Annotated in this window: 26 protein-coding genes and 1 pseudogene; 5 read left to right on the top strand and 22 right to left on the bottom strand. The window is 70.3% G+C overall.

The features are described from left to right. Window positions 1-53: 53 nt before the first annotated feature. The 18 genes and pseudogenes from VFR64_00135 to VFR64_00050 all read right to left on the bottom strand — a co-directional run bounded on the left by VFR64_00135 (window position 54) and on the right by VFR64_00050 (window position 13,356). Window positions 54-1,556: a HAMP domain-containing sensor histidine kinase gene (locus tag VFR64_00135; protein ID HET9488148.1), complete on the bottom strand. Its 1,503-nt coding sequence runs from the start codon at window positions 1,554-1,556 to the stop codon at window positions 54-56. A gap of 1 nt (window position 1,557) precedes the next feature. Further along, complete coding sequence (locus VFR64_00130; protein HET9488147.1) at window positions 1,558-1,869, bottom strand: redoxin domain-containing protein; 312 nt, start codon at window positions 1,867-1,869, stop codon at window positions 1,558-1,560. Between the two features lie 15 nt (window positions 1,870-1,884). Continuing rightward, a complete protein-coding gene (locus VFR64_00125) occupies window positions 1,885-2,085 on the bottom strand; it encodes a hypothetical protein (GenBank protein ID HET9488146.1) in 201 nt (66 codons plus the stop codon). Between the two features lie 68 nt (window positions 2,086-2,153). After that, window positions 2,154-2,465 carry a hypothetical protein gene (locus VFR64_00120; GenBank protein HET9488145.1) on the bottom strand — a complete coding sequence of 104 codons (312 nt, stop codon included), beginning with the start codon at window positions 2,463-2,465 and terminating at the stop codon, window positions 2,154-2,156. Then, a complete protein-coding gene (locus VFR64_00115; GenBank protein ID HET9488144.1) occupies window positions 2,466-2,717 on the bottom strand; it encodes a hypothetical protein in 252 nt (83 codons plus the stop codon). A gap of 16 nt (window positions 2,718-2,733) precedes the next feature. After that, window positions 2,734-3,390: a fumarate hydratase C-terminal domain-containing protein gene (locus VFR64_00110; GenBank protein HET9488143.1), complete on the bottom strand. Its 657-nt coding sequence runs from the start codon at window positions 3,388-3,390 to the stop codon at window positions 2,734-2,736. Between the two features lie 80 nt (window positions 3,391-3,470). Continuing rightward, entirely contained in the window at window positions 3,471-4,415 is a 945-nt protein-coding gene (locus tag VFR64_00105) for a fumarate hydratase (GenBank protein HET9488142.1), read from the bottom strand. Between the two features lie 128 nt (window positions 4,416-4,543). After that, the gene (locus VFR64_00100; protein HET9488141.1) at window positions 4,544-5,791 is read right to left on the bottom strand and encodes an MFS transporter; all 1,248 of its coding nucleotides are present in this window, start codon (window positions 5,789-5,791) and stop codon (window positions 4,544-4,546) included. 3 nt (window positions 5,792-5,794) lie between these two features. Beyond that, window positions 5,795-6,079: a virulence factor gene (locus tag VFR64_00095; GenBank protein HET9488140.1), complete on the bottom strand. Its 285-nt coding sequence runs from the start codon at window positions 6,077-6,079 to the stop codon at window positions 5,795-5,797. Between the two features lie 9 nt (window positions 6,080-6,088). After that, complete coding sequence (locus VFR64_00090) at window positions 6,089-6,439, bottom strand: MoaD/ThiS family protein (protein ID HET9488139.1); 351 nt, start codon at window positions 6,437-6,439, stop codon at window positions 6,089-6,091. Further along, window positions 6,415-6,852, bottom strand: coding sequence for an ArsI/CadI family heavy metal resistance metalloenzyme (locus VFR64_00085; protein ID HET9488138.1), 438 nt, complete (start codon window positions 6,850-6,852; stop codon window positions 6,415-6,417). The genes VFR64_00090 and VFR64_00085 overlap by 25 nt, the downstream gene beginning before the upstream one ends. Before the next feature lie 33 nt (window positions 6,853-6,885). After that, window positions 6,886-7,695, bottom strand: a pseudogene (locus tag VFR64_00080) (arsenite methyltransferase). 15 nt (window positions 7,696-7,710) lie between these two features. Next, entirely contained in the window at window positions 7,711-8,040 is a 330-nt protein-coding gene (locus tag VFR64_00075; protein ID HET9488137.1) for a metalloregulator ArsR/SmtB family transcription factor, read from the bottom strand. Window positions 8,041-8,101: 61 nt separating this feature from the next. Continuing rightward, window positions 8,102-10,063, bottom strand: a complete 1,962-nt coding sequence (acs, locus tag VFR64_00070) for an acetate--CoA ligase (GenBank protein HET9488136.1) — start codon at window positions 10,061-10,063, stop codon at window positions 8,102-8,104. 90 nt (window positions 10,064-10,153) lie between these two features. Continuing rightward, complete coding sequence (locus VFR64_00065; protein ID HET9488135.1) at window positions 10,154-10,783, bottom strand: ABC transporter substrate-binding protein; 630 nt, start codon at window positions 10,781-10,783, stop codon at window positions 10,154-10,156. After that, complete coding sequence (locus tag VFR64_00060) at window positions 10,780-11,781, bottom strand: hypothetical protein (GenBank protein ID HET9488134.1); 1,002 nt, start codon at window positions 11,779-11,781, stop codon at window positions 10,780-10,782. Before VFR64_00060 ends, VFR64_00065 begins: the two co-directional genes overlap by 4 nt. Window positions 11,782-12,001: 220 nt before the next feature. Then, complete coding sequence (locus VFR64_00055; GenBank protein HET9488133.1) at window positions 12,002-12,769, bottom strand: alpha/beta fold hydrolase; 768 nt, start codon at window positions 12,767-12,769, stop codon at window positions 12,002-12,004. A gap of 71 nt (window positions 12,770-12,840) precedes the next feature. Further along, window positions 12,841-13,356 (bottom strand): tetratricopeptide repeat protein, encoded by a 516-nt coding sequence (locus VFR64_00050; GenBank protein ID HET9488132.1) that lies wholly within the window; start codon window positions 13,354-13,356, stop codon window positions 12,841-12,843. A 63-nt stretch (window positions 13,357-13,419) separates the two neighbouring features. Here VFR64_00050 and VFR64_00045 point away from each other — a divergent pair, with 63 nt between their 5' ends. The 3 genes from VFR64_00045 to VFR64_00035 are packed head-to-tail and all read left to right on the top strand — an operon-like array spanning window position 13,420 to window position 16,929. Continuing rightward, window positions 13,420-14,382, top strand: coding sequence for an ABC transporter permease (locus VFR64_00045; GenBank protein HET9488131.1), 963 nt, complete (start codon window positions 13,420-13,422; stop codon window positions 14,380-14,382). Next, on the top strand, window positions 14,348-15,298 hold the full coding sequence (locus VFR64_00040) for an ABC transporter permease (GenBank protein HET9488130.1): 951 nt from the start codon (window positions 14,348-14,350) through the stop codon (window positions 15,296-15,298). The genes VFR64_00045 and VFR64_00040 overlap by 35 nt, the downstream gene beginning before the upstream one ends. A 29-nt stretch (window positions 15,299-15,327) precedes the next feature. Beyond that, complete coding sequence (locus tag VFR64_00035) at window positions 15,328-16,929, top strand: ABC transporter substrate-binding protein (GenBank protein ID HET9488129.1); 1,602 nt, start codon at window positions 15,328-15,330, stop codon at window positions 16,927-16,929. 33 nt (window positions 16,930-16,962) lie between these two features. Here VFR64_00035 and VFR64_00030 read toward each other — a convergent pair whose 3' ends face one another. Continuing rightward, window positions 16,963-17,757: an enoyl-CoA hydratase gene (locus VFR64_00030; GenBank protein ID HET9488128.1), complete on the bottom strand. Its 795-nt coding sequence runs from the start codon at window positions 17,755-17,757 to the stop codon at window positions 16,963-16,965. A gap of 60 nt (window positions 17,758-17,817) precedes the next feature. Here VFR64_00030 and VFR64_00025 point away from each other — a divergent pair, with 60 nt between their 5' ends. Then, window positions 17,818-18,264, top strand: coding sequence for a hypothetical protein (locus tag VFR64_00025; GenBank protein ID HET9488127.1), 447 nt, complete (start codon window positions 17,818-17,820; stop codon window positions 18,262-18,264). 88 nt (window positions 18,265-18,352) lie between these two features. On the opposite strand, the gene pal is transcribed toward VFR64_00025, so the two are convergent. From pal to tenA, 3 genes are all read right to left on the bottom strand, one after another. Continuing rightward, window positions 18,353-19,333, bottom strand: coding sequence for a peptidoglycan-associated lipoprotein Pal (gene pal, locus VFR64_00020; GenBank protein HET9488126.1), 981 nt, complete (start codon window positions 19,331-19,333; stop codon window positions 18,353-18,355). A 133-nt stretch (window positions 19,334-19,466) separates the two neighbouring features. After that, window positions 19,467-20,174, bottom strand: a complete 708-nt coding sequence (locus tag VFR64_00015; GenBank protein HET9488125.1) for an HAD family hydrolase — start codon at window positions 20,172-20,174, stop codon at window positions 19,467-19,469. Next, on the bottom strand, window positions 20,171-20,833 hold the full coding sequence (gene tenA / locus VFR64_00010; GenBank protein ID HET9488124.1) for a thiaminase II: 663 nt from the start codon (window positions 20,831-20,833) through the stop codon (window positions 20,171-20,173). The genes VFR64_00015 and tenA overlap by 4 nt, the downstream gene beginning before the upstream one ends. A 52-nt stretch (window positions 20,834-20,885) precedes the next feature. Between tenA and VFR64_00005 the strand changes: the two genes are divergently transcribed. Continuing rightward, a complete protein-coding gene (locus tag VFR64_00005; GenBank protein HET9488123.1) occupies window positions 20,886-21,656 on the top strand; it encodes an SDR family oxidoreductase in 771 nt (256 codons plus the stop codon). Window positions 21,657-21,822: the final 166 nt, after the last annotated feature.

Here is a 21,822-nt window from a genome sequence, read left to right as displayed (position 1 = left end):
CTCTTAGACGCATGGACCCGGAACAGAGATTCGCCGGCCGTGGCCTCACCGCGTCAGGCGAGCGGGAACCACAGGGTGAACCGGCTACCCTCGCCGGGGCGGCTTTCCACCGTCACGCGCCCGCCATGGGCTTCGGCGACGTGCCGGACCAGGGCCAGCCCCACGCCGCTGCCGCGCCGGCCCTGCGTCTCGCTGCGGCCCACCCGGTAGAACTTGTCGAAGATCCGCGACTGCTCCTCGCGCGGGATGCCGATCCCCTCGTCGGCCACCTCCAGCACCAGATGTCCCTCAGCCGCCCGGGCCTCGACGCGTAGCGATTTCCGCTCCGCCGAGTACTTGATGGCATTGTCGACCAGATTGGCCAGCGCCTGCGCGACGGCGTCGGCGTCCAGAGGCACCTCGGGGAGGTCCGGCGCCACCTGCACTTCGACCTTGAACCCCTGCTGGGCCAGGGGCACGCTGAAGCCCTCCACGCTCTCCCGCACGAGGGGCTCCACGGCGGTGGGCACGGGCACATAGGTGCGCCGGCCGCTCTCGATCCGCGAGAAGTCCAGGACGTTGTCGATCAGGCGCGTGAGCCGCTCGGTCTCTCGGGTGATCACATGGTAGTACTCCTGGCGCGCCGCCTCGTCGGGCAGGCGGCCCATTTCCAGGGTCTCGCCGAACATCCGGATCACCGAGAGCGGCGTCTTGAGATCGTGAGAGACGTTGGCCACGAAGTCGGCCTTGAGGCGCGCCATCTCCGTCTCCCGCCGCACCAGCCGGTAGGTGGCCACCAGGCCGGCCACCACGACCAGGAACAGGACGCCGAAAGCCGCGGTGAAGATGGCCACCTGGCGCTGCACGGCCTGGCGGGGCGAGGGCCCCTCGGGCTGGTAGAGGGCGATGCGCCAGCGAGGGAAGCCCTCGCGGAAGGGGACGGCGGCGATGAGCTCGGCGTGCTCGAGCGGCTCCTTGCTGTAGATCGTCCGGCCTCGCTCGTCCACGATGGCGCAGATCGTCAGCGCCTCCAGCGGCTTGATGGTGCTGTCGAAGACAGCATGCAACGCATCCGGGCGTCGGGTGAAGGCGGCCAGCACTGGCGCGCCCGCGGGGCCGCGGAGGATCGCGGCGAGCCCCGGCTGCTCGTCGGTCACGAAGTGCCGGCGGCCGCCGCGCTCCCACAGCCCCTGAACGACCGCCGCCGGCACCGCGCGCGCCAGCGCCTCGTCCTCGCCGGGCCCCGAGGGGTAGAGCGCGCGGCCGGCGCGGTCGAGGAGCACGAGGCTCTGGAGCAGCGGGGTCTCGGCCCGGAGCCGATCGAGCGCCTGGCGGCGGTCGGGGGCTCCCAGCGCGTGCTCCACACGGGAGAGAATCTCGTCATCGGCCTGCCGGACGACCATCTCGATCTTGTCGACGGCCATGGAGGCCATGTCCCGGGCCTGCTCGCGGAACAGGAGCTCGGCCGAGGTCTGCCACTGGCGAAGCGAGAGATAGCCCAGCCCGGCGACGATCGCGGCGGGAACGACGACGGCCGCCAGCGCGAGCAGGGCCGAGCGCGGAAGGGGCGCCGCCACCTCAGCCCGGCTCGGCCAGCAGCCGGCGGATCATGGCTTCGGTCTCCTCGACCGCCCCCTCCCCGATGTGCCGGTAGCGAACGATCCCGCGGCGGTCGACCAGAAAGGTCGTCGGCCACGCCCACACGCCCCAGCGCCGCCAGAGGGCGTGGTCGTTGTCCTGCACGACCGGATAGAGGATCGAGAGCTCGCGGCTGGCCGCGAGCACGCGCTCATACCGGCGCTCCCAGAAAAATTCCGGGGAGTGCACGCCCACGATGGTGAACCCGCCCGCGCGGTATCGATCGTGCCAGCCCCGCAACTGCGGGACCACCCGCTTGCAGTTGATTCAGCCGTACGTCCAGAACTCGACGAGCACCACCCGGCCACGCAGGCCGGCCAGGGTGAGCGGCGCGCTGTTGATCCACGGCCCGCCGGCGATGTCGGGCGCGGGACTCCCGAGCGTCAGAGTGTCGGCGCCGACGGGCGCGATTCCACCCAGCCCGATCCCCAGCAGCAGCGCGAGACCGATCCACCGGCGCGAGGGCATCGTGGGCCCACAGTGCCCCGGCGCGGCCACCGGGTTGTCACAGCCGTGTGAACTCTGCGCCGGGGCCGTTACACGACCTTCTGCGCCGCAGCCGTGAAGCCCTGCGGCGCGAGCGCGAGGGCCTTGGCGAGCTTGCTGGCGAAGATCTGATAGCCCACCGCGGCAACCACGTCCAGCACCTCCGGCTCCGAGAAGTGCTCGCGGAGCCGGGCGAAGCAGGCGTCGGAGACCTCCAGGTCGTCGCGGGTCATCCGTTCGCAGAGCTCGAGGGCGGCCCGTTCCCGCTCCGTGAAGAGCGGGCTCGTCGGGTAGTCATCGAGCGCGGCCAGCGTCGCCTCGGGGACCCCCGCCTCCACGCCCACGGCGTGGCGGATGTCCATTCAGTACGGCGTCCGAGAGAGACGGGCGACGTGCAGCTGGAGCAGCGCGCGCAGGCGCCCGTCGAGGGTGCCGAACCACTCGATCGCGCCGTAGAAGCCGCCGATGCCGAGCAACAGCGCGGGCCGGTGAGCCATGATCTTTTCCGGCGTCGGAACCTGGCCGAACAGCTTGCGACCGATGGCATAGAACACCTGGAGGATCAGTCCTGGCTCCTCGACGGGCTTCAAGCGGGCGACACTCGCGTGTGTCATGGCGTTGTCCTCCCGTTCAGACGATCTCCTGCTCGGGGGTGGCCTCGCCGAAGCGGCTCATCGAGTACCGCGGCAGCCCCCGGTACACCTCGTGCAGACGATGATTGATCTCCTGGTTGGCGAGCGCGAAGAGGCTCCGGCCGGCCCGATCGCCTTCCACCAGGAAGGGTCCCAACCGTTCGACCTCCAGCACCCACAGGGCCTGGGCGATGCCGAGCTCCCGCAGCCAGTGCACCTCGCGCACGCCCTTGATGCACTTGCCGTAGGCCGCCCCCAGCCCGTACCCGACGGTGGTGAGGTAGACCGCCCCGTGCGGCACGAACCACTCGCGGTAGGCCAGCTCGCTGAGCCCGGCCTTGCCGACGATGACCTTGGCTCCCGACTGCTCGAACCACCGGGGCATCGAGCGGCCGAAGCGGAAGGAGGCGGTGGCCGTGACCGCCTCCACGGAATAGCGGCCGTCCGGCCGTCGCGTCGCGGCCGGCGAGCAGTGGAAGTTCACGTTGGTGAGCTGGCGGACGCCGTCCGGCAGCCCCCGTCCCTCGTCCACGACCTTCCGGTAGACGCCCTCGCGCGCCGTGTAGACGAACCCGTCCAGAAAGACGACGTCGCCGAGCTTGAGACGGTCGAGATCGGCGTCGGCCACCGGGGTGGACAACCGCACCTCGTCCATGGCGACATTGTTTATTGTCGCGGGGGCCGCGGGCTCGGTGAGATCCGAGGGTGGGCTGTTCGAGGTGCGGGGTGGCTGTGTCATGGCCAGTCGATCGTGGTGCGGCGGTAGAAGTCGGTGAACCACTGCGGGTCGGTCCGGAACTCGACGCGGCCATCGCCGTGGATGCGCGCGGTGGCCCGGCGCGACGACAGGCAGAAGGCGTGAATGGCGATCGGCATGCCGCCCGTGTGGGTGTACGCGACCTCGACGTGCGTGGCCACGACCAGCGAGGTGCCGGCGAAGCCCATGGCCCCGATCCCGACCCAGTTGCCCAGCCGGGTGAGCTCGTCTTCCAGCGCGGCGATCTCGGGCTCGGGATTGCGACTGCCCACCGCCCGCAGGCACGCCGCTTCCTTGCCCAGCCGCATGCACGTGTCCTTGGCCCCGCCGATGCCCACGCCCACGATGGCCGGCTGGCAGGCCAGGCCCCGCCGCCCGAACTGCACGAGCGTGTCGAGGAAGAAGCGCTTGATGCCACCCAGGCCATCGGCAGGAAAGAGCATCCGGTAGTCCGTCCCGAAGAGCCCGCCCTTGTGCACCGTGGTCAGGTCGACAAAGTCCCAGCCTGGCTCGAAGGCGTAGGTGATCTCGGGCGCATGCACGCCCACGTTGTTGTTGTGGTCGGCACGGGTGAGCGGATGCACGCGGTTGGGACGTAGCGGGATGGTGGCGGTCGCCTCGGCGGTCGCCCGGCGCAGGACCCGCTCCAGGGCCACCATGCCGCCCTCGATCACGGCCTCGTTGCCCACGCGGACGTAGTAGCGGGGCAGCCCCGTGTCGGCGCACATCGGCCGGCGCTCGGCCGTGGCCAGCTCCCAGTTGGCCAGCATCTCGGTGAGCACGAACCGGGCGAGCTTGCCCGTCTCGCGATCGCGGGCCTGGCGGACGCCGTCCCGGTAGTCGGGCGGAATGTCGATCGCCGCGCGGGCCATCAGCTCGCGGGCCGTGTCCTCGATCAGCTTGGCTGAGATGGCCTGGCTCACGGCGGAGCCAGTCTATCACGCTCGGTCCGCCACCCCAGTTGCCGCGCGGCGGCCGCCGCGGTAGCCTGCCGCATCACCGCCCTGCGGAGGAGATCCACGATGCGCCGCGGGACGACTTCGATGCGCGATCACGATCGCGCTTCCCGACTGTATGAAGTGACCTCGCGCGCCAGAACGCCGCGCTCGCGCGGCAGCCCCCACGCGCAGATGGTGGCCACCAGCCCGCCGAGCCCCAGGCTGGCGAAGGCCCAGCCCCAGAGCATCGGCGTCGTTGTCGCCGGGTTCGTCGCCTTGAGGACGGCGCCGAAGGCCAGCGGCGCGATGGCCCCCGCCCCGAAGCCCAGCAGCGATCGCAGCGCCAGCGCGGAGCCGAGGTAGGCCGGGCTCACCGCCTCGGTCACCGCGGTGGACAGCACCGGGGAGTCCCCGAGCGCGGTGAACGCGTAGACGGCACCCACGGCGAAGATCAGCGCCAGCGGCCAGCCGATGAGCCACCCGAACGTGAAGGAGCACGCCGTCGCGGTGGCGGCCATGGCGACCAGCACGACCCGGCGGCCCAGCCGGTCGGACAGGCGGCCCATGGAGAACGACGCCACGAGGCCGGTCAGGTGGAAGGCCGCCGACATGAAGGCCCCGAGCTCAGCGGCGCGCAGCACGGTGGCCCCGGCGGCGCCCATCGCCGCGGCCACGAACGCCGGCGTCCACGCCCACATGCCGAGGAGCTCCCAGGAATGGAACGTGTACCCCAGAATCAACCGCATGGCGGACCGATTGCGGAGCACCTCACCGCCGAAACGGCGCCCGGCGGCGCGGGCGTGGACTCGGTCGGGAGTGACGCGCAGGGGCACCCACGCCATGGCGATGCCGATGGCGGGCCCGACCCCGGTCAGGACGAATGCGAGGGGATACCCGCCCAGGCGCAACGCCAGACCGGACACGAGCAGCGACATGGCATAGCCGAGCGACGAGAAGGCCAGCAGCCAGCCGACGGCGCCCCCCCGTCTTGCCGGCGGGTAGCGGTCGGCGATCAGCATGATGGCCGTCGTGTAGGTGCCGCCCTGGGACAGCCCCACCAGCGTGTAGAGGAGGAGTCCCGAGGCGTACGAGCGCGCGAACAAGGCGAACCCCAGCGCCGCCACCGCGCTCAACACGCCCGACCAGAGGAACACGCGCCGGGCCCCGATCCGGTCGGCCAGCGCGGAGAAGCCGAGCAGCGAGACCGCGTAGCCGGCTTGAAAGCCCGTCGAGATCGAGCCGGCCTGCACCGCGCTCATCCCCCACGCCGTCCACACCACCGGCAGCGCGGCGGCGTAGGTCTGGAAGACGAGCATGTTGAACGCGCGCGAGGCGCAAAGAATCGCCAGCCAGGCGTCCAACGCTCAGGGCCGCCGGAAGGCCTGGCCGATGAACTCCGGAAACCGCTGCTCCAGCTCGGCCACGACGCCGTCGGCAACCTCGGCGGCGTTGCCCGGTCGCTCCACGGGTGCGCTGCGCGCCCACTGCTCGATGTAGGCCTCGGACTCGTCCAGCCCCAGCTGCATCGCCGCCGAGTCGATCAGCATGTGGAAGCGCTCCGAGAGCTGGCGGGTCACGCTCTCCACGCCGTCCCGCGATTCCACGCTGGCGGGGATGCCGCGCCAGGCGATGATCTGATAAGTGGCCATCGCGCCGGCTCAGCCCCCCATGTACTGGCCGAGCAGCGTGATGCGATCGCCGGGGTGGACCGCCGAATCGAGCGTATGCGTGACCCCCAGCACGGCGTCGTTCACGAGGACCTCGATGTGCTCGCCGATGGCGTCGCCGTGCCAGAGCGCGGCCCGCAGCTCGGGGAAGCGCGCCGAGAGCGTCTCGAGCACGGACCGCACCGTGGCGCCGGCCGTGAGCGGCTCCAGGAACTCCTGCCGGCCCGTCCCGTCGCCGCCGGAGAACCTGGTGACCCAGCTGATGATCTCGACGGGGATCGTCGCCGTGGCCGCGCCCGCCTGTCCGGGGCTCAGGCTCACGGCGTCGCGGGGCCGCAGCACGAGCCCGACGGCACCACCCTGAGCCCCTGCGGCCGGCAGCCGACGGCGGGGGATTCGTCCTCCAGGTCGTGATTGAGGACGTAGACCTCCCACTGCACGCCGTCGGGGTCCTCCACCCAGAACTTGTCCTGGTTGGCGTGGCAGCAATCGACGCCGTGCTCCTCGCGCACCGGCAGCCCGGCGGCCTTGACGCGCGCCAGCTCGCGGACGACGGCGTCGCGGGAGCCGAGCTGCACACCCATGTGGTCGACGTGCCCGCCCTCGGCGCGCGCTCCCTGGGACATGGCCAGGTTGAGCGGCCCCCAGGGGGGCAGGAACTTGACGTAGCCCGGCTTGACCTTGACCGGGGCGGTCCCGAAGAAGCGCTCGTAGAATGCCCGACTCTTGGCCAGGTCCGACACGTGCATGTGCACGTGTATCCGGGGCGTGATGGGCACCGCGTCTCCAGCGGTCGCGGGCTTGCGGGCGCGGACGAAGGCGCTCATGAAGCGGCCGTCCACCAGCGGCGCGATCGCATCGGCGTCGAGGCCGGCCGCCGCCAAGGCCTCGCCCGCGTCCGACGCGCGGTAGATCCGGGTGGGCTCCACGTCGACGTCCACGAAGCCCGCGCGGGCCAGCTTGGCGCGATACTCGCCCTCGTCCAGGGCGCCGGCGATGCACCCGATCCACAGCTCCACGCTGCGGCGGATCTCCTCGGGCACCGGGCCGCGCACCACCACGTCGGACACGGCGAAGCGCCCGCCCGGCTTGAGGACCCGGAACGCCTCGGCCAGGACGCGGTCCTTGTCGGGTGAGAGGTTGATCACGCAGTTGGAGATGACCACGTCGACGGCGCCGTCGGGCAGCGGGATCTCCTCGATGTGACCCTTGAGGAACTCCACGTTGTCGACGCCGGCCCGGGCGGCGTTGTCCCGGGCCAAAGCGAGCATCTCGTCGGTCATGTCGAGGCCGTAGGCTTTGCCCGTCGAGCCCACCCGCCGGGCGGACAGCAGCACGTCGATGCCACCGCCCGAGCCCAGGTCGAGCACGGTTTCGCCGGCCGCCAGGTGGGCCAGCGCGGTCGGATTGCCACAGCCCAGGGAGGCCTGCACGGCTTCCGCAGGCAGCCCGGCGGTCTCGTCGGCCTGGTAGAGATCGGCGGTGATGGGATCGCAGGCCGACCCGACGCTGCTGCAACAACCCTCCGCGCTCTGGCTCACGCGGAGCGCGGCCTTACCATACTTGTCTTTCACCGTGGCCCGGATGTCTTCAGCCATGTCAGCCTCCTGGGATTAGCAACAAGCGGTGAGCAGGCGCACCAGCTCGCTCACCGTCTCCGAGCGTACCGAGTAGTAGACGAAGCGCTCCTGCCGCCGGCTCACGACGAGGCCGGCGCGGCGGAGCAGGTCGAGATGGTGCGAGAGCGTCGGCCCGGGGATCTCCAGCTCGGCCTGGATCTCCCCGGCCGCCACCTCGCGGCCGGCCCGGACCAGGAAGAAGAAGATCTGCAGCCGGCTCAGGTGGGCCAGGGCCTTGAAGGCCTCGACGTGCTGCTCGCGGGCCTGCAGTCGGGCCAGCGGCAGCCGGCCCGCGGGGCTCCGGGGCGGGACACTCAGATTCATAGTTCGAACAATATCGAAATGAGAACGGGCCGTCAAGCGGCCGGTCCAGCCCTGCCCCGAGCTAGCCTTCTTTGTCCTCGTACTTGTGCTTGAGCTCGGCCACCACGTTGGCGTCGGCCAGGGTGGTCGTGTCGCCCAGGGCCCGCCCCTCGGCCACGTCGCGGAGCAGCCGGCGCATGATCTTGCCGCTGCGCGTCTTGGGCAGCTCGGCGGCGTAAATCACGTCGTCGGGCCGGGCCAGCGCGCCGATCTTCTTGGCCACGTGCTCCTTGATCTCCGCCTTGAGACCCTCCGTCGCCGTCCGCCCCACCTTGATCGTGACGAAGGCGGCGATGGCCTGCCCCTTGATCTCGTGGGTCCGCCCGATCACCGCCGCCTCGGCCACCGATGGATGGTCGACGAGCGCGGATTCCACCTCCATGGTGGACACGCGGTGGCCGGAGATGTTCATGACATCGTCGATGCGGCCGAGGAGCCAGAAATAGCCGTCCTTGTCGCGCTTGGCCCCGTCGCCGGTGAAGTACATGCCAGGGATCTGGCTCCAGTACTGCTTGTGGTACCGCTCGGGGTCGCCGTAGATGCCCCGCAACATGGCCGGCCACGGCTTCTTGAGGACCAGGTAGCCGGCGTCCACCGACTCGCCCTTGTCGTTCACCACGTCCGCGTCGATGCCCGGGAACGGGAGAGTAGCCGAGCCCGGCTTGCAGATCGTGATGCCCGGCAGCGGCGAGATCAGGATCTGACCCGTCTCCGTCTGCCACCAGGTGTCCACGATGGGGCAGCGGCCGCCCCCGATCACCTTCCAGTACCACACCCAGGCCTCGGGGTTGATCGGCTCCCCCACCGTCCCCAGCAGGCGCAGGGAGGACAGATTGCAGCGCTTGGGATACTCCTCGCCCCAGCGGACGAAGGTGCGAATGGCCGTCGGGGCCGTGTACAGGATGGTGATGCCGTATTTCTCGACGATCCGCCAGAACCGGTCCTTGTCCGGGTAATCCGGGGTGCCCTCGTACATCACCCCGGTCGTCCCGTTGGCGAGCGGGCCGTACACGATGTAGGAGTGACCGGTGACCCAGCCGATGTCGGCGGTGCACCAGAAGACGTCCTCCTCCTTGATGTCGAAGATCATCCGGTGGGTGGCGGTGATCCCCGTGAGATACCCGCCGGTGGTGTGCACGATGCCCTTGGGCCTGCCCGTCGAGCCCGAGGTGTAGAGCAGGTACAGCATGTCCTCGGCGTCCATGGGCTCCGGCTTGACGTAGGCGTCGGCGCCCTTGACGAAGTCGTCCCACCAGACGTCCCGGTCGCGCTGCCAGTCGATCTCCTGCCCGGTCCGCTTGTACACGACGACCGTCGTCACGAACGGGCATTCCTTGAGCGCGTCGTCGGTGTTCTTCTTGAGCGGCACCTTGCCGCCGCGCCGGTAGCCGCCGTCGGTGGTGATGATGATCTTGGACTTGCAGTCGTTGATCCGGTCGCGGAGCGATTCCGGCGAGAAGCCGCCGAACACCACGCTGTGGGGGGCGCCGATCCGGGCGCAGGCCAGCATGGCGATGGGCAGCTCGGGGATCATCGGCATGTAGATGGTGACGGCGTCGCCCTTCTTGACGCCGTGCCGCTTGAGGGCGGCGGCGAACTGGTTGACCTCGCGGTAGAGGTCCCAGTACGTGAGCACGCGACTGTCGCCGGGCTCCCCTTCCCAGATGAGGGCGGCCTTGTTGCGCCGCGGCCCCTCCACGTGGCGGTCCAGGCAATTGTCGGAGACGTTGAGCCTGCCGCCGACGAACCACTTGGCGTAGGGCAGCTTCCAGTCCAGCGCCTTCTTCCACGGCTTCATCCAGCGCAGCTGGCGGGCCTGCTTTTCCCAGAAGCGGACGGGATTGGCCCTGCCCTCCTTGTAGATGGCCGGACTCGACACGACGGCGCGGTTGGCGAACTCCTTCGGCGGCGGAAACTTACGGCCCTCCTTGAGCAGGGCCTCGATGGGTTCGTCGCGTCGCGTGGTCGTCTTGGCTGTCGGCATGGGCTGACCTCGCCTGGCTAAGGAATTTCTGGGTGGATCGGCGCCCGGTCGTCGCGCCGATTATAAGGAGGAGGGCCGGGGGCTGCAAGCTCAGGAGCGGGTCGGCCGACGCTCCTTGACGGGCACGAATTCGTCACGCCGGGTTTTCAACCGCCGTACCAGCTCCTCGTACGAGCCCGACCGGATGATCCGGTCGAATTGCGAGCGATAGTTCCCCACCAGGCTGACACTCTCGATGATGACGTCGTAAATGAGCCAGCGGCCATCGCGCTGGTGCAGGCGGGCCTCGACGGGAATCTCCGTGCGCTGCCGGGTGACGACCTTGCCGCGGACGACCGCGTAGTCCCCGTCGACCGTCTCTGCCGTGAAGTGCACCTGCTCGCCGCCGTAGTAGTCGACCTTGGCCACGTACGTCCGCTCCAACAGGTCGGCGAAGAGCTGGACGAACTCCGCCTGCTGGGCCGGCGTTCGGCCCTGCCAGTGACGGCCCAGCGCCCGCCTGGCCGTCTCGGTCAGGTCGAACACCTCGTGCGCGATCTTGCTGACGGCGGCGCGCTTGTCCGCTTGCGGCAGCGAGGTGTCGTGGAGGATGCGCTGCACGTGGTCGGTGTACTGCCGCACCTGCTCGGTGGGCGACCCGGCCAGCGCGGCCGTGGCCGTAGCCACCAGCAGCCCCGCCGCCGTCAGCCACACCCGCCCGATCCCCCGTCCGACGCTCACCGTCGCTCGATCTTCAGCCCGGTCTTCGCCACCGAGACCGCGGCCGAGCCGGCCTGCCGGAGCACCCGGGCCAGCTTGTGCTTCTCGAGCAGGTTTTGCAGCTGGGCCTCACCGCCCTCGCCGAGCACCTCCTCGGTGACGATGGCGGAGTGGATCACCGCCCCATGACTGTCTTGCAGGTGGAACATCTGCACGCCCCGGTCGTGGGCGTAGAAGTCGTAGATGACGGCGGTGGGGAACTCGCGCTGCAGGTACTCGCGTACCGTGCGCACCATCTCCTCGCTCACCACGCTGGCACGCGAGGCCGCGCCCCGCGACTCCTCGATGGGCACCGCCGGCAGCGGCGGCGGGGGCGGGGGCGCCGGCTCCTCCCGGCGTGACGCCTCGGCGCGCGGCCGATGAGCAGCCCGCGACGGCGCCTCGGCGCGCGCTTGCGACCGGCCGGCAGCCGGAGCGGGCGCCGCGGGGGCAGGCGCGACGGGTTGGGCGACGACCGGCGGCGGCGCGACCGGGGCGACGGCCGGGGGCGGCGGTGGCGGTGGTGGCTCGACCACCGCCTCGGCCTCCCGCAGCTCCCCCACGTGGGAGAACTGCAGGCCGAAGCGAAACTCGAGACAGTCGACACGGTGGAAGCGGAGGTGGCGGATCTTGCGCAGAAAGGCCAGCGGGATGCGCTCGGTGATGAAGACGACCCGCGGCGACTGCGTGGACCAGTGCTCGTCGGGGTAGAGCTGGCTGAGCTCCTCGGGGGACTCCAGGCACCAGGAATAGGCCTCCAGCGCCCTCAGCATCATCTCGTCGTCGGCTTCGAAGCCCACGACGATCAGGGTCAGGACCTCCTCGGCATCGACCGTGACGAGGTCGATGGTGCTGCCCCCCAGGGTGGCCTGCTTGTCGAGCAGCCGCAGCCCCGGCTCGATGGAGGCGACCGAATCGACGACCAGCTCCTGCAGCTCCTTGATGTCCTCGATCTTCAGCGACCTGAATTCCGGCGTCATGCCACCTCCGACCACGTGCGAGACCAGCCCCGGTTGTGCGCGCTGTCCGCCGCGCGTTGCCCACGCAACCGTTGTGCCACACGCACCGCCGCCGCCGCGAAGACAAACACCCGGAGAATCGGCGAGTTGCGGTGGCGACCTGGCGCCGTCGACCTGGTGCAGGTGTCACCGTGACAGGGGAAGCGTCAAGAATTGACCACCCGCAAACAGCCGGGATCGTCTAGTGCAAGGAGCCCAGGAAGAACTGGGCGAGACGCTCTTGCAGGCCCGAGCCCAGCGCGCCGTGATAGCCGTCGTCGCTGAAGACGAACCGGGCCTGGGAGTTGTCGGCGAGCGCCCGGACCAGGCGCTCGGCGTGGTGAAAGGGAATCTGCTCGTCCGCCCGGCTGTGGACGAGCATCACGGGCACGCTCAGTCGCCGGGCCGCCTGTTCCGGGGACGGGCGCGTGATGTCGGCGCCCAGGAGCAGCCGGGACCACAGGCGCATGAGGCCCACCAGCGGCTCGCGCAGGAGCCACAGGCCGCGGTAGAGATCGCGGCCCAGATCCCGCAAGTCGGCAAACGGGGCATAGGCCGCGACCGCGCGGATGCGCTGGTCTTCGGCGGCGGTCAGCAGCGCCACCGCCCCGCCGAGTGAGAAGCCGAACACTCCCACGGGGCCGAGCCCGCGCTGCTGGAGCACGTCGAGGGCCCGCTTCAGGTCGTCGCGCTCACGATGCCCGAGCGTGGTGACCCGGCCCTCACTCTGGCCGAAGGAGCGTAGATCGACCAGGAGCACGGTGAAGTGCCGGTGGAACACGGCGGCCAGCGGCAGCAGATCTCGCTTGTCGGCCGGATAGCCGTGCAGGAGCACCACGGCCGGCCGCCCGGGACGCGCCGCGAGCCAGGCTGAGAGGCGCACCCCGTCGGCCGCGCGGATCGACACGTCCTCTACGGCCAGGCCGACATCGGCCGGGCGCAGGTCGATGGTGAGTCGGGGCGGCCGCACCGCCAGCCAGAAGGCGAGCAGGCTGGCGAGGAGGAACCCGCCGACGAGCAGCGGGACGACGACGGCGATCTTCAGCGCAGCGCGGCCGGGGGCGAGGCGTGTCCGTTGAGCCGGCCCAGCAGGGCGTGCAGGGCCTTGCGCGTCTCGGCATCGGCAGGGGCCATCTGCACGGCGCCCTCGAGCTCGCGAACCGCATCGGCCCAGCGCCCCTTGCGCATGAAGATGCGGCCGAGGTTCATGTAGGGGAACTGCCGCGGCTCGTAGCGGGGAGCCCGCTTGGCCTTCTCCAGCCAGGGGATGGCCTCGTCGAGCTTGTCCTGCTGCATCAAATACACGCCGATGTCGTTGTAGGGGTTGCCGAAGTCCGGATCGACCTCGATGGCCTTGAGGCATTCCCGGGTGGCTTCCTCCAGGCGCCCCTGAAAGCTCAGCGTCCAGCCGAGGAACGTGTGGGCTTCGGCGGTGGGATGCGCGGCGATCGACCGCCGGTAGAGCTCGATGGCGGCCTCGAGGTCACCCTGCATCTGCCGCCGGTAGGCCTCCTGCCACAGCTCCGTCGCCCGCGCCCGATCGTCGGCGTCGCTCATGGCCCGGACATGGCGGAGGCTTCCGAGGTCATCGGTAGCGGGTTATTATACGGCCCACCGGCGATGCACAAGTACGTCCTCCGGCGCCTCTTGTTCTTCGCCCCCTCGTTGCTGGGCGCCTCGCTGCTGATCTTCGTGCTCCTGCGCGTGGTGCCCGGCGACATCGCCGAGATCCTCGTCTATCAGACCGGCAGCGAGTCGAGCGCGGTGCAGGAAAAGCAGATCCAGCAGATCCGGGCCGAGCTGGGCCTCGATCAGCCGGTGGCCCTGCAGTACCTGAGCTGGCTGGGCGGGGCCCTGCGCTGGGATTTCGGCTACTCCTACACGCAGCGGCGACCGGTCACGGAGATCCTCTGGGAGCGCTTCCCCCGCTCCATGGAGCTCGCCTTTCTCACCATCGTGGTCGCCGTCCTGTGGGCGGTCCCGCTGGGCGTCGTCTCGGCGGTGCGTCAGAACACCTGGCTCGACCACGCGGTGCGCGTGGTGAGCATCAGCGGGCTCAGCCTGCCCATCTTCTTCACCGGTGTCCTCATCCTCTACGCGCTGGTACGCACCTTCGGCTGGATGCCCCCGCTGGAGTTCGTGTCCTTCCTGGACGACCCCGCCGAGAATCTCAAGCAGCTCGTGTGGCCGACGCTGGCCCAGGCCTACTACATCAGCGCGCCCATCATGCGGCTGACCCGGTCGCAGATGCTCGAGGTCGTCCGCCAGGACTACGTACGGACGGCCCGGGCCAAGGGCCTGGCCGAGCGGGCCGTGGTCTACCGCCACGCGCTGAGCAACTCGCTCCTGCCGGTGATCACCTTCATCGGCTGGTGGGGCGGGCGGCTCCTCGGCGGCATCGTGATCATGGAGATCATCTTCGCGGTCCCGGGCATGGGTACGGCGCTGGTCCAGGCCGTCAGCTACCGGGACTACCCGACCGTCCAGGCCATCGTGCTGGTCATGGCCCTCGTGTTCCTCACCGTGAACCTGGTGGTGGACCTTCTCTATGCCTGGCTCGATCCCCGGATCCGGTACGCCTGACCTGGCCGGCGGTCGGCTCGCCGTCCGCGTGCCCGACGTGGCGGCCGTCCAGGGCTGGCGTCAACCGGCGGCCCGCGCGCTCGGCGGGCTGCGGTGGTTCGTCGCCCGCCAGCCCCTGGGGGCCATCGGCGCGGTGATCATCCTGCTGCTCATCGCCACCGCGGTCTTCGCCCCTCAGCTCGCCCCCCACGGCGCCAAAGATGCCGCGTTCGCCCCCTACCTGCCGCCCAGCGCCGAGTTCCCGATGGGGACGGACCACCTGGGCCGGGACATGTTGAGCCGGGTCATCTGGGGCGCCCGGCTCTCTCTCTACGTGGGGCTGCTGTCCGTGGGCCTGGGCGTCACCCTCGGCGGTCTGTGGGGGGTCATCACCGGCTACTTCGGCGGCCTGGCGGATTCGCTGAGTCAGCGCATCGTCGACAGCGTGATGGCCTTGCCACCCATCATCCTGGCACTGTCGCTCATGGCCGCGCTCGGCCAGTCCGTCGACAACGTGATCGTGGCCCTGGCGATCCTGCTCGGCCCCACCGCCGCGCGCACGCTGCGCTCGGTAACGCTCGGCCTCAAGGAGACGCCCTTCGTGGAGGCGGCCCGCGCGGCCGGCGGCTCGCAGTGGCGGGTCATCTTCCGCCACGTCTTGCCGAACACCTTCGCCACCTATATCGTGCTGGCCACCGTGAACATCGCCTACGCCATCGTGGTGGAGGCCTCCCTGAGCTTTCTCGGCCTGGGCGCGCCGCCCGACGAGCCGTCGTGGGGCGGCATGCTCACCGCCGGCGTGCAGGCCCTGGAGACGGCCCCCTGGATGATCTTCTTCCCGGGCGTGGCCATCAGCCTGACCGTGTTCGGGCTGAACCTGCTCGGCGACGCCATCCGTGACATGACCGATCCCCGGCTCCGGGGCGGCCTCGGCTGACCCACTTCGCGGAACAGGAGGGACACCCCATGCACCGGTCGAAGGTCCTCGTGGTCATCCTCGCGCTCCTCGTGCTCGGCGCCGGCGCCTCCGGCGCCGCCGCCCAGGACAAGCCGCGGTACGGCGGCATCCTCAACTGGTACGTCTACGGCGATCCCGGCCGGCTCGACATCCACGCCGAGTCACCTCTGTCCGTCCAGCAGGCCCTCGCCGGCATCTACTCGGGCCTGCTCCACCACGACCCCGACGACCCCACGAAGATCGTCGGCGACCTGGCCGAGCGGTGGACGGTCTCGCCGGACGGCAAGGTCTACACCTTCGAGCTGCGCAAGGGCGTCAAGTGGCACGACGGGCAGCCCTTCACCTCCGCCGACGTGAAGGCCAGCCTCGACCGCGTGTTGAACCCCAACTTCAAGAGTCCCCGCTGCGGCTCCATGCTCAAGCCCGTGGTGGCCAGCGTGGAGGCCGTGAACCCGCACACCTTCCAGGTGAATTTGAAATTCCCGGCCGCGCCGTTCGTCGAGTATGTCGGCTCGGCCTGGTGCCGGATCGTCGCCAAGCACGTGCTGGAGAAGTTCGGCAACGATCTCTCGCGCCCCGAGGCGCAGATCGGGACGGGCCCCTTCAAGTTCAAGCGCTACGAGCGGGGCAGCATCATCGAGTGGGAGAAGAACAAGGACTACTTCGTCAAGGGCCTGCCCTACCTGGACGGGGTGAAGCAGTTCATCCTGGTCGGCGGCCCCACCCAGATCGCGGCCGCCAAGGCGGGACGCATCCATCTCTGGGACACCTGGCCGCCGCTGAGAAAGACCGAGGCCGATGAGCTGAAGCGGGCCCGCGGGGATGCGGTCGACGTCAGCCAGAACTCGATCGCCACGATCGCGTTGATCTACATGCACACCAAGAAGCCGCCCTTCGACAATCCCGACCTCCGCCGGGCCGTCAACCTGGCCATCGACCGCCAGGACCTCGTCGGCAAGGCCTTCGAGGGCGCCGGCGTCGCCTGCGCCCTCCTGGACCCCAAGCTGTTCACCGACTTCGCCCTGCCGCTGGCCGAAGTCAACAAGATGCCCGGCTGCCGGCAGCCGAAAGACCAGGACCTCGCCGAGGCCAAGCGGCTGGTCGCCAAGCACTACCCGAACGGGTTGGACATCGAGGCGGCCGTCCGCTCGGTGGGCGGCTACGTCGACCGCGCCCAGCTCATCATGTCGCAGCTGAGGAAGGTCGGCATCCGCGGCACGATCAAGACCTACGAGAGCGCTGCCGGCTTCGCCGTCTACGGCAAAGGCGACTTCACATTCATCGCCATCCAGGATCGCGCGATGGTGACCTCCGACCCGGCCGACATGTTCTCGCTCATCTACACGACGCCGGCCGGCAGCAACTGGGGCAAGTGGTCCGATCCGAAGGTCGACGAGCTGGCCGAGCGCGCGCTCAAGGAAAGCGACCGCGCCAAGCGCGCCCGTCTCTACCATGAGCTGCAGCGCCACATCCTGAACGCCCCGGTGTCGGCGGTGCCGGTGGCCTGGGTCGAGGGGTTCCACTTCCGGGACAAGAAGGTCCGCGGCCACAAGTGGGCACCCACCGTCTACGACAACAACACCTTCATGAAGGTCTGGCTGGCCCAGTAACGATCGCTCGGGGCGGGAGCCCGGAACGCGGCCTCACCGGCCGCGGAACACGGGCTCCCGCTTCTCCACGAACGCGCGCGCCGCCTCCCGGTGGTCCTCCGTGAGCCCGCAGCGGCTCTGATGCCACGCTTCCAGGTCGAGGACCTCGGCGAGGGTGGCGTGCTCGGCCGCGTTCAAGTTGCGCTTCACGTAGCGGTACGCGATCCGGGGCCCGCGAGCGAGCCGGGTGGCCAGCGCCATCGTCTCGTCCTCCAGCCGGGCGTCGGGGACGACGCGGTTGACCAGGCCCAGTCGGTGGGCCTCGGCGGCGTCGACCAGGTCGGCGGTGAAGTAGAGCTCGCGGGCCTTGGCGGTGCCCACGAGCGCGGTCAGGAAGAACGAGCCGCCGAAGTCGCCCGGGTAGCCCACACGGGCGAAGGCGGTGCCGAAGCGAGCGCTGTCGGCGGCGATGCGCAGGTCGCACGCCAGGGCCAGGGAGAGCCCGGCGCCGGCCGCCGCGCCCCGCACCATCGCGATCGTCGGCGTGGGCAGCTCGTGGAGCCAGCGCGAGACCTCCATTCTCTTCCGCAGCGCGTGGGCCCGTTCCTCCAGCGTCACCCCTTCCGCCTCCCGGGCCTCGGCCATGGCCTTGACGTCCCCGCCCGCGCAGAACGCCCGGCCCGCGCCCGTCAGCACCACGGCCCCGACCGCGGGATCGTCGGCCAGCCGGGGCAGAGCGCTCAGCAGCCCATCCAGCATGCGGGGGGACAGGGCGTTGAGCCGGTCCGGTCGGTTGAGGGTGAGCACTGCCACACCGTCCTTGACGATTTCCAACAAGTCCTCGGCCACGGTGCGCCTCCCAAATGAGCGTGGATGGAGTGGCTATCATACCCCTTAGAATGAGAGGCGATGCCGAAGCGCTGGATCCACTGGCTGGCTGTGGTGGTCGGCGTCGGTTGGATCGCCTGGTACCTGGGCTGGTCGAGCCCGGTGCAGGCGTGGTTGATCTCGCTGGCCAACCGGCCGGAGACGGCGAACGCGTTCGCCGACCCTATCACCGGGCGAACCGATGCCTTGCTCGTCCTCGTGTCGTTTTTCCTGCTCACGCCGATCTTCCTGGGAATCGTCCTGCTCGGCGTGATCTTCGTCATGATGATCTTCCTGCTGCTGGTCGAGCCGATGTTCCGCCTGTTGCGTCTGCCGCTCTGGTTGGCGGTGCCCGTCGTGCTGGCCGGCTCGGCGACGGCGGCGTACACGATGCGCGCGGTGTGGCTGCCGGACGTCCTGTACGTGCTGGGGCTCACGGCGAAGGCCGGGCTCATCTACTTCGCCGCTCCCGTCGCGATTCCGCGCTAAGCCAATCGGAGGGGGCCTAAGACGGCCCCCTCCGAGACCTCCCCCAGGAAAGACGAGCGCGCGGGCAAAGCCCGCGCTCGAAGCGTGGCTACTGCCCTTTGATGAGGGTGCGGGCGCGGCGGTTTTGCTTCCAGCAGGTTTCGTTCTTGTCGGTGCAGGCCGGCCGCTCCTCGCCGTAGCTCACCGTGTTGATGCGCTCGGCCGCGACACCCTTGTTCACCAGGTGCTCACGCACGGCCTTGGCGCGCCGCTCGCCGAGCGCGAGGTTGTACTCGTTGGTACCCCGCTCGTCGGCGTGGCCCTCGATGAGCACCAGGACCTCGTTGCCCTTGAGCCACTCGGCGCTCTCGTCCAGGACGGCGACGTCCTCCGGGCGAATGGCGGACTTGTCGAAGTCGAAGTGCACCGCCTTGAGCTGCGGGGCCTCCGCGAATTCGTCCGGGGCCGGACGCGGAGCGCCCTCGGGCTTCGCCTCGGCCGCCTCGCTCCCCGGAGCCGGCGTCATGGCCACGGCCGGCGGGGGCGGCGTGGGCGCGGGCTCGACAGCCGACGGCGGTGGCGGCGGTGGGGCGGCGACCTGAGGCTCCGGGCGCGTCGGGGCGGCCGCCGGCTTGGGCGGCTCCGGCTTCTGCCGTTCCAGCACGATGCGCACGGGCGGCTGGGCGTCGCTGATGTGACCGACCATCCGGTCCCCGTCCACCCGGAACCGCGCTTTCAGATGCCGGGGCCCGAGCTCGTGAACGAGCACGAGGTCCGAGCCGGCCACCTCGAGGAACACGCGGGATCCGGAGAGGCCGGCCATTCGCGAGGCGGCTGGCACCCCCTCCGCGGCCGGAGCCCCGTCCAGGGTGAGGACCCCGCGCCCCCCGGACCCTCGCTGTACGAAGTCGGCGAACGCGTCCTGCTCGCGCGGGATCCCAACGATGCCGTGACCGTACCAGGTCCCGATCCACCGGCCGGTGACGTCCACCTCCGCCGGCGCGGCGGCCCGCGGCGGCCGGGATTTGGCTGTCGCGCAGCCCGAGACGACCACCGCCAGACCGGCGATCAGGATCGCGACTCGTCGCATGAGAGCTCCTCCTTGCGTACGCTCCTATAGCAACAGACGGCCCGCGCTTTGGCGAAGCTTTTATTGCGCACGCGGCCACAGATGGGTGCGTGCGGAGCGCAGGGCCCGCCATCTTGGGCCGCGGCCGCGACGTTCAGCCGGCGAGGTCGAGGAGCTCGTCCAGACCGTGAATGATGCGTTCGGGCTGCACGGCCTGGTCGGCCGGCAGGCCGACGCGGGGCCGATCGATCCATGCGGCGCGCAGGCCCACCCGCTGGGCGCCGTCCACGTCCCAGACCAGGTGGTCCCCCACCATCCAGGTCCCGGCGGGAGCGACACCGAGGCCGGTGAGCGCGTGGCGGAACACGGCCGCATCCGGCTTGCCGGCGCCGAACTCCCCCTCGATGACCATGACCCCGAAGTACGGGGCCAGGGCGTGGCGGGCGATCTTGCCGCGCTGCAGTCGCGCATCGCCGTTGGTGACCAGTCCCAGCGGCACGCCTCGCGCGCGCAGCGCCTCCAGGGTGGCCAGGGCGTCGGGGAACAGGCGTTCGGCGGCACACCGCCGCGCCGCGAAATCTTCGGCGATGCGCCGGGCCAGGCCGTCGCCGGCGGCACCCAGCCGGGCCAGACCCAGCTCGGCGATCCTGGCCCACGCCCCGACCATGTCGGTGCGCTGGGCCCGGTGGCGCGCTGGATCATTCCAGAACCACCGCCGGACATCGGCGATAGCGGCGACGAGGGCGGACGCGTCGACGCCCACGGGCGCGGCCACGGCCGCGCAGCTCTCTTCCCAGCAGGCGTCCTGACAGCTCGAGTAGTCGAGCAGCGTGTCGTCCAGGTCGAAGAGCAGCGCCTTCACAGCGGCCACGCCTCGCGGCGGTAGCCCATCTCCCAGAACATCCACTCGTAGCGGCTCGTGGTCACGAAGTGGCGCGCCATGGCCTGCCGCTCGGCCCCGCCCAGGCCCGCCGCGATCCGGTCCGTGGCCTCCAGGACGGCACGGACCACGCCGCCGAAGTCCTCGGAGGCGTACGTGGCGATCCAGCGGGCGTAGAGGGGATCCCTGGAGCCCGTCTGCTCGAGGTGCTTGCCCACTTCCCAGTAGATCCAGTAGCAGGGCAGCAGCGCCGCCACCGCCTCGTGGTACGGCGCGCCGTGGGCGACGGCCAGCAGATAGCTGGTGTAGGCCAGGTTGGTCGGCGCCAGCGGCGTCGCCGCTACCTGAGCCGGCGTGAGACCGAAGTCCTGGAAGAACGACTCGTGCAGCGCCCGCTCGACCTTCAACGCGCCGGCGGCGTGCTCGTTGAACATGATGATCCAGTCGTCCTCCGGGGCCCGGGCGGCCGCCAGCGACAGGGCCCGGGCGAACTCCCTCAGATAGAGGGCGTCCTGGACGGCGTAGAAGCGGAAGCTCTCGCGCGGCAGCGTGCCGTCGGTGAGCCCGCGGATGAACGGGTGCCCCAGGATGGCCGCGTAGATGCCATCGATCGCCGGCCAGAGCTCCTTGGTGAACGTCATGCTCGGGTCTCCAGCCTATTGTATGATGCGGCTCCCACGGGGAGGAGACGACATGCTCGAGCTCGGGCTCGCCGGCAAGGTGGTCATCGTCACGGGTGGCAGTGAAGGTCTCGGGCGCGCCAGTGCCGAGCGCTTCGCCCGCGAGGGGGCGCGCGTGGCCATCTGCGCGCGCCGCAAGGACGTGCTGGAGCGCGCCGCCGACGGCATCCGCAAGGCCACCGGGGCCGAGGTGCTGGCCCAGCCGGCGGACGTGACTCAGGCCGCCGACATCGAGGCCTTCGTCAACGCGGTGGTCGCGCGCTTCGACGGCATCGACGTCCTGGTCAACAACGCGGGCACGTCGTCCGCCGCCGCCTTCGCCGCCGTCGACGACACGACCTGGCAGCGCGATTTCGACCTCAAGGTGATGGGCGCGATCCGCTTCTGCCGCCTGGTCATCCCCCTCATGAAGCAGCGGGGTGGGGGCCGCATCATCAACGTCACCACCGTCGGTGGCAAGGCGCCGGCGCCGCGGGCGCTGCCCACCTCGGTGACCCGCGCGGCCGGCATCAATCTCACGAAGTCCCTGGCCAGCGAGCACGCCGCCGATCGGATCCTCGTCAACACGATCTGCCTGGGCCTGGTCAAGAGCGCCCAGTGGGAGCGGCGGGCCAAGAACGACCTCGACGCGTACTACCGGGAGGTGGCCAAGCGGGTGCCGATCGGGCGCGTGGGCGAGGCCGAAGAGTTCGCCGATCTGGTCGCCTTCCTCGCCTCCGAGCGCGCCGGCTACATCACCGGCACGGCGATCAACTTCGACGGCGGGATGTCCGCGGTCGTTTGAGATGGGGGGCCCCGAGATGGCCCCCCATACCCCCCCGCGCTCGGCGCGCCCCGGCCAAGCCGGGGCGCCCCTCGATATTACGTTGGCGGACACGGGGGGCCCCGAGATGGCCCCCCATGCCCCCCCGATGGCGGGCCCCGGGGCCGTGCTCGCGGTCGTGAAGGAC

The organism is Candidatus Methylomirabilota bacterium (assembly GCA_035709005.1).
Lineage (GTDB): Bacteria > Methylomirabilota > Methylomirabilia > Rokubacteriales > CSP1-6 > 40CM-4-69-5.
The sequence above is the reverse complement of the archived record's forward strand: the minus strand, read 5'-3'. Positions and strand labels throughout refer to the sequence as shown.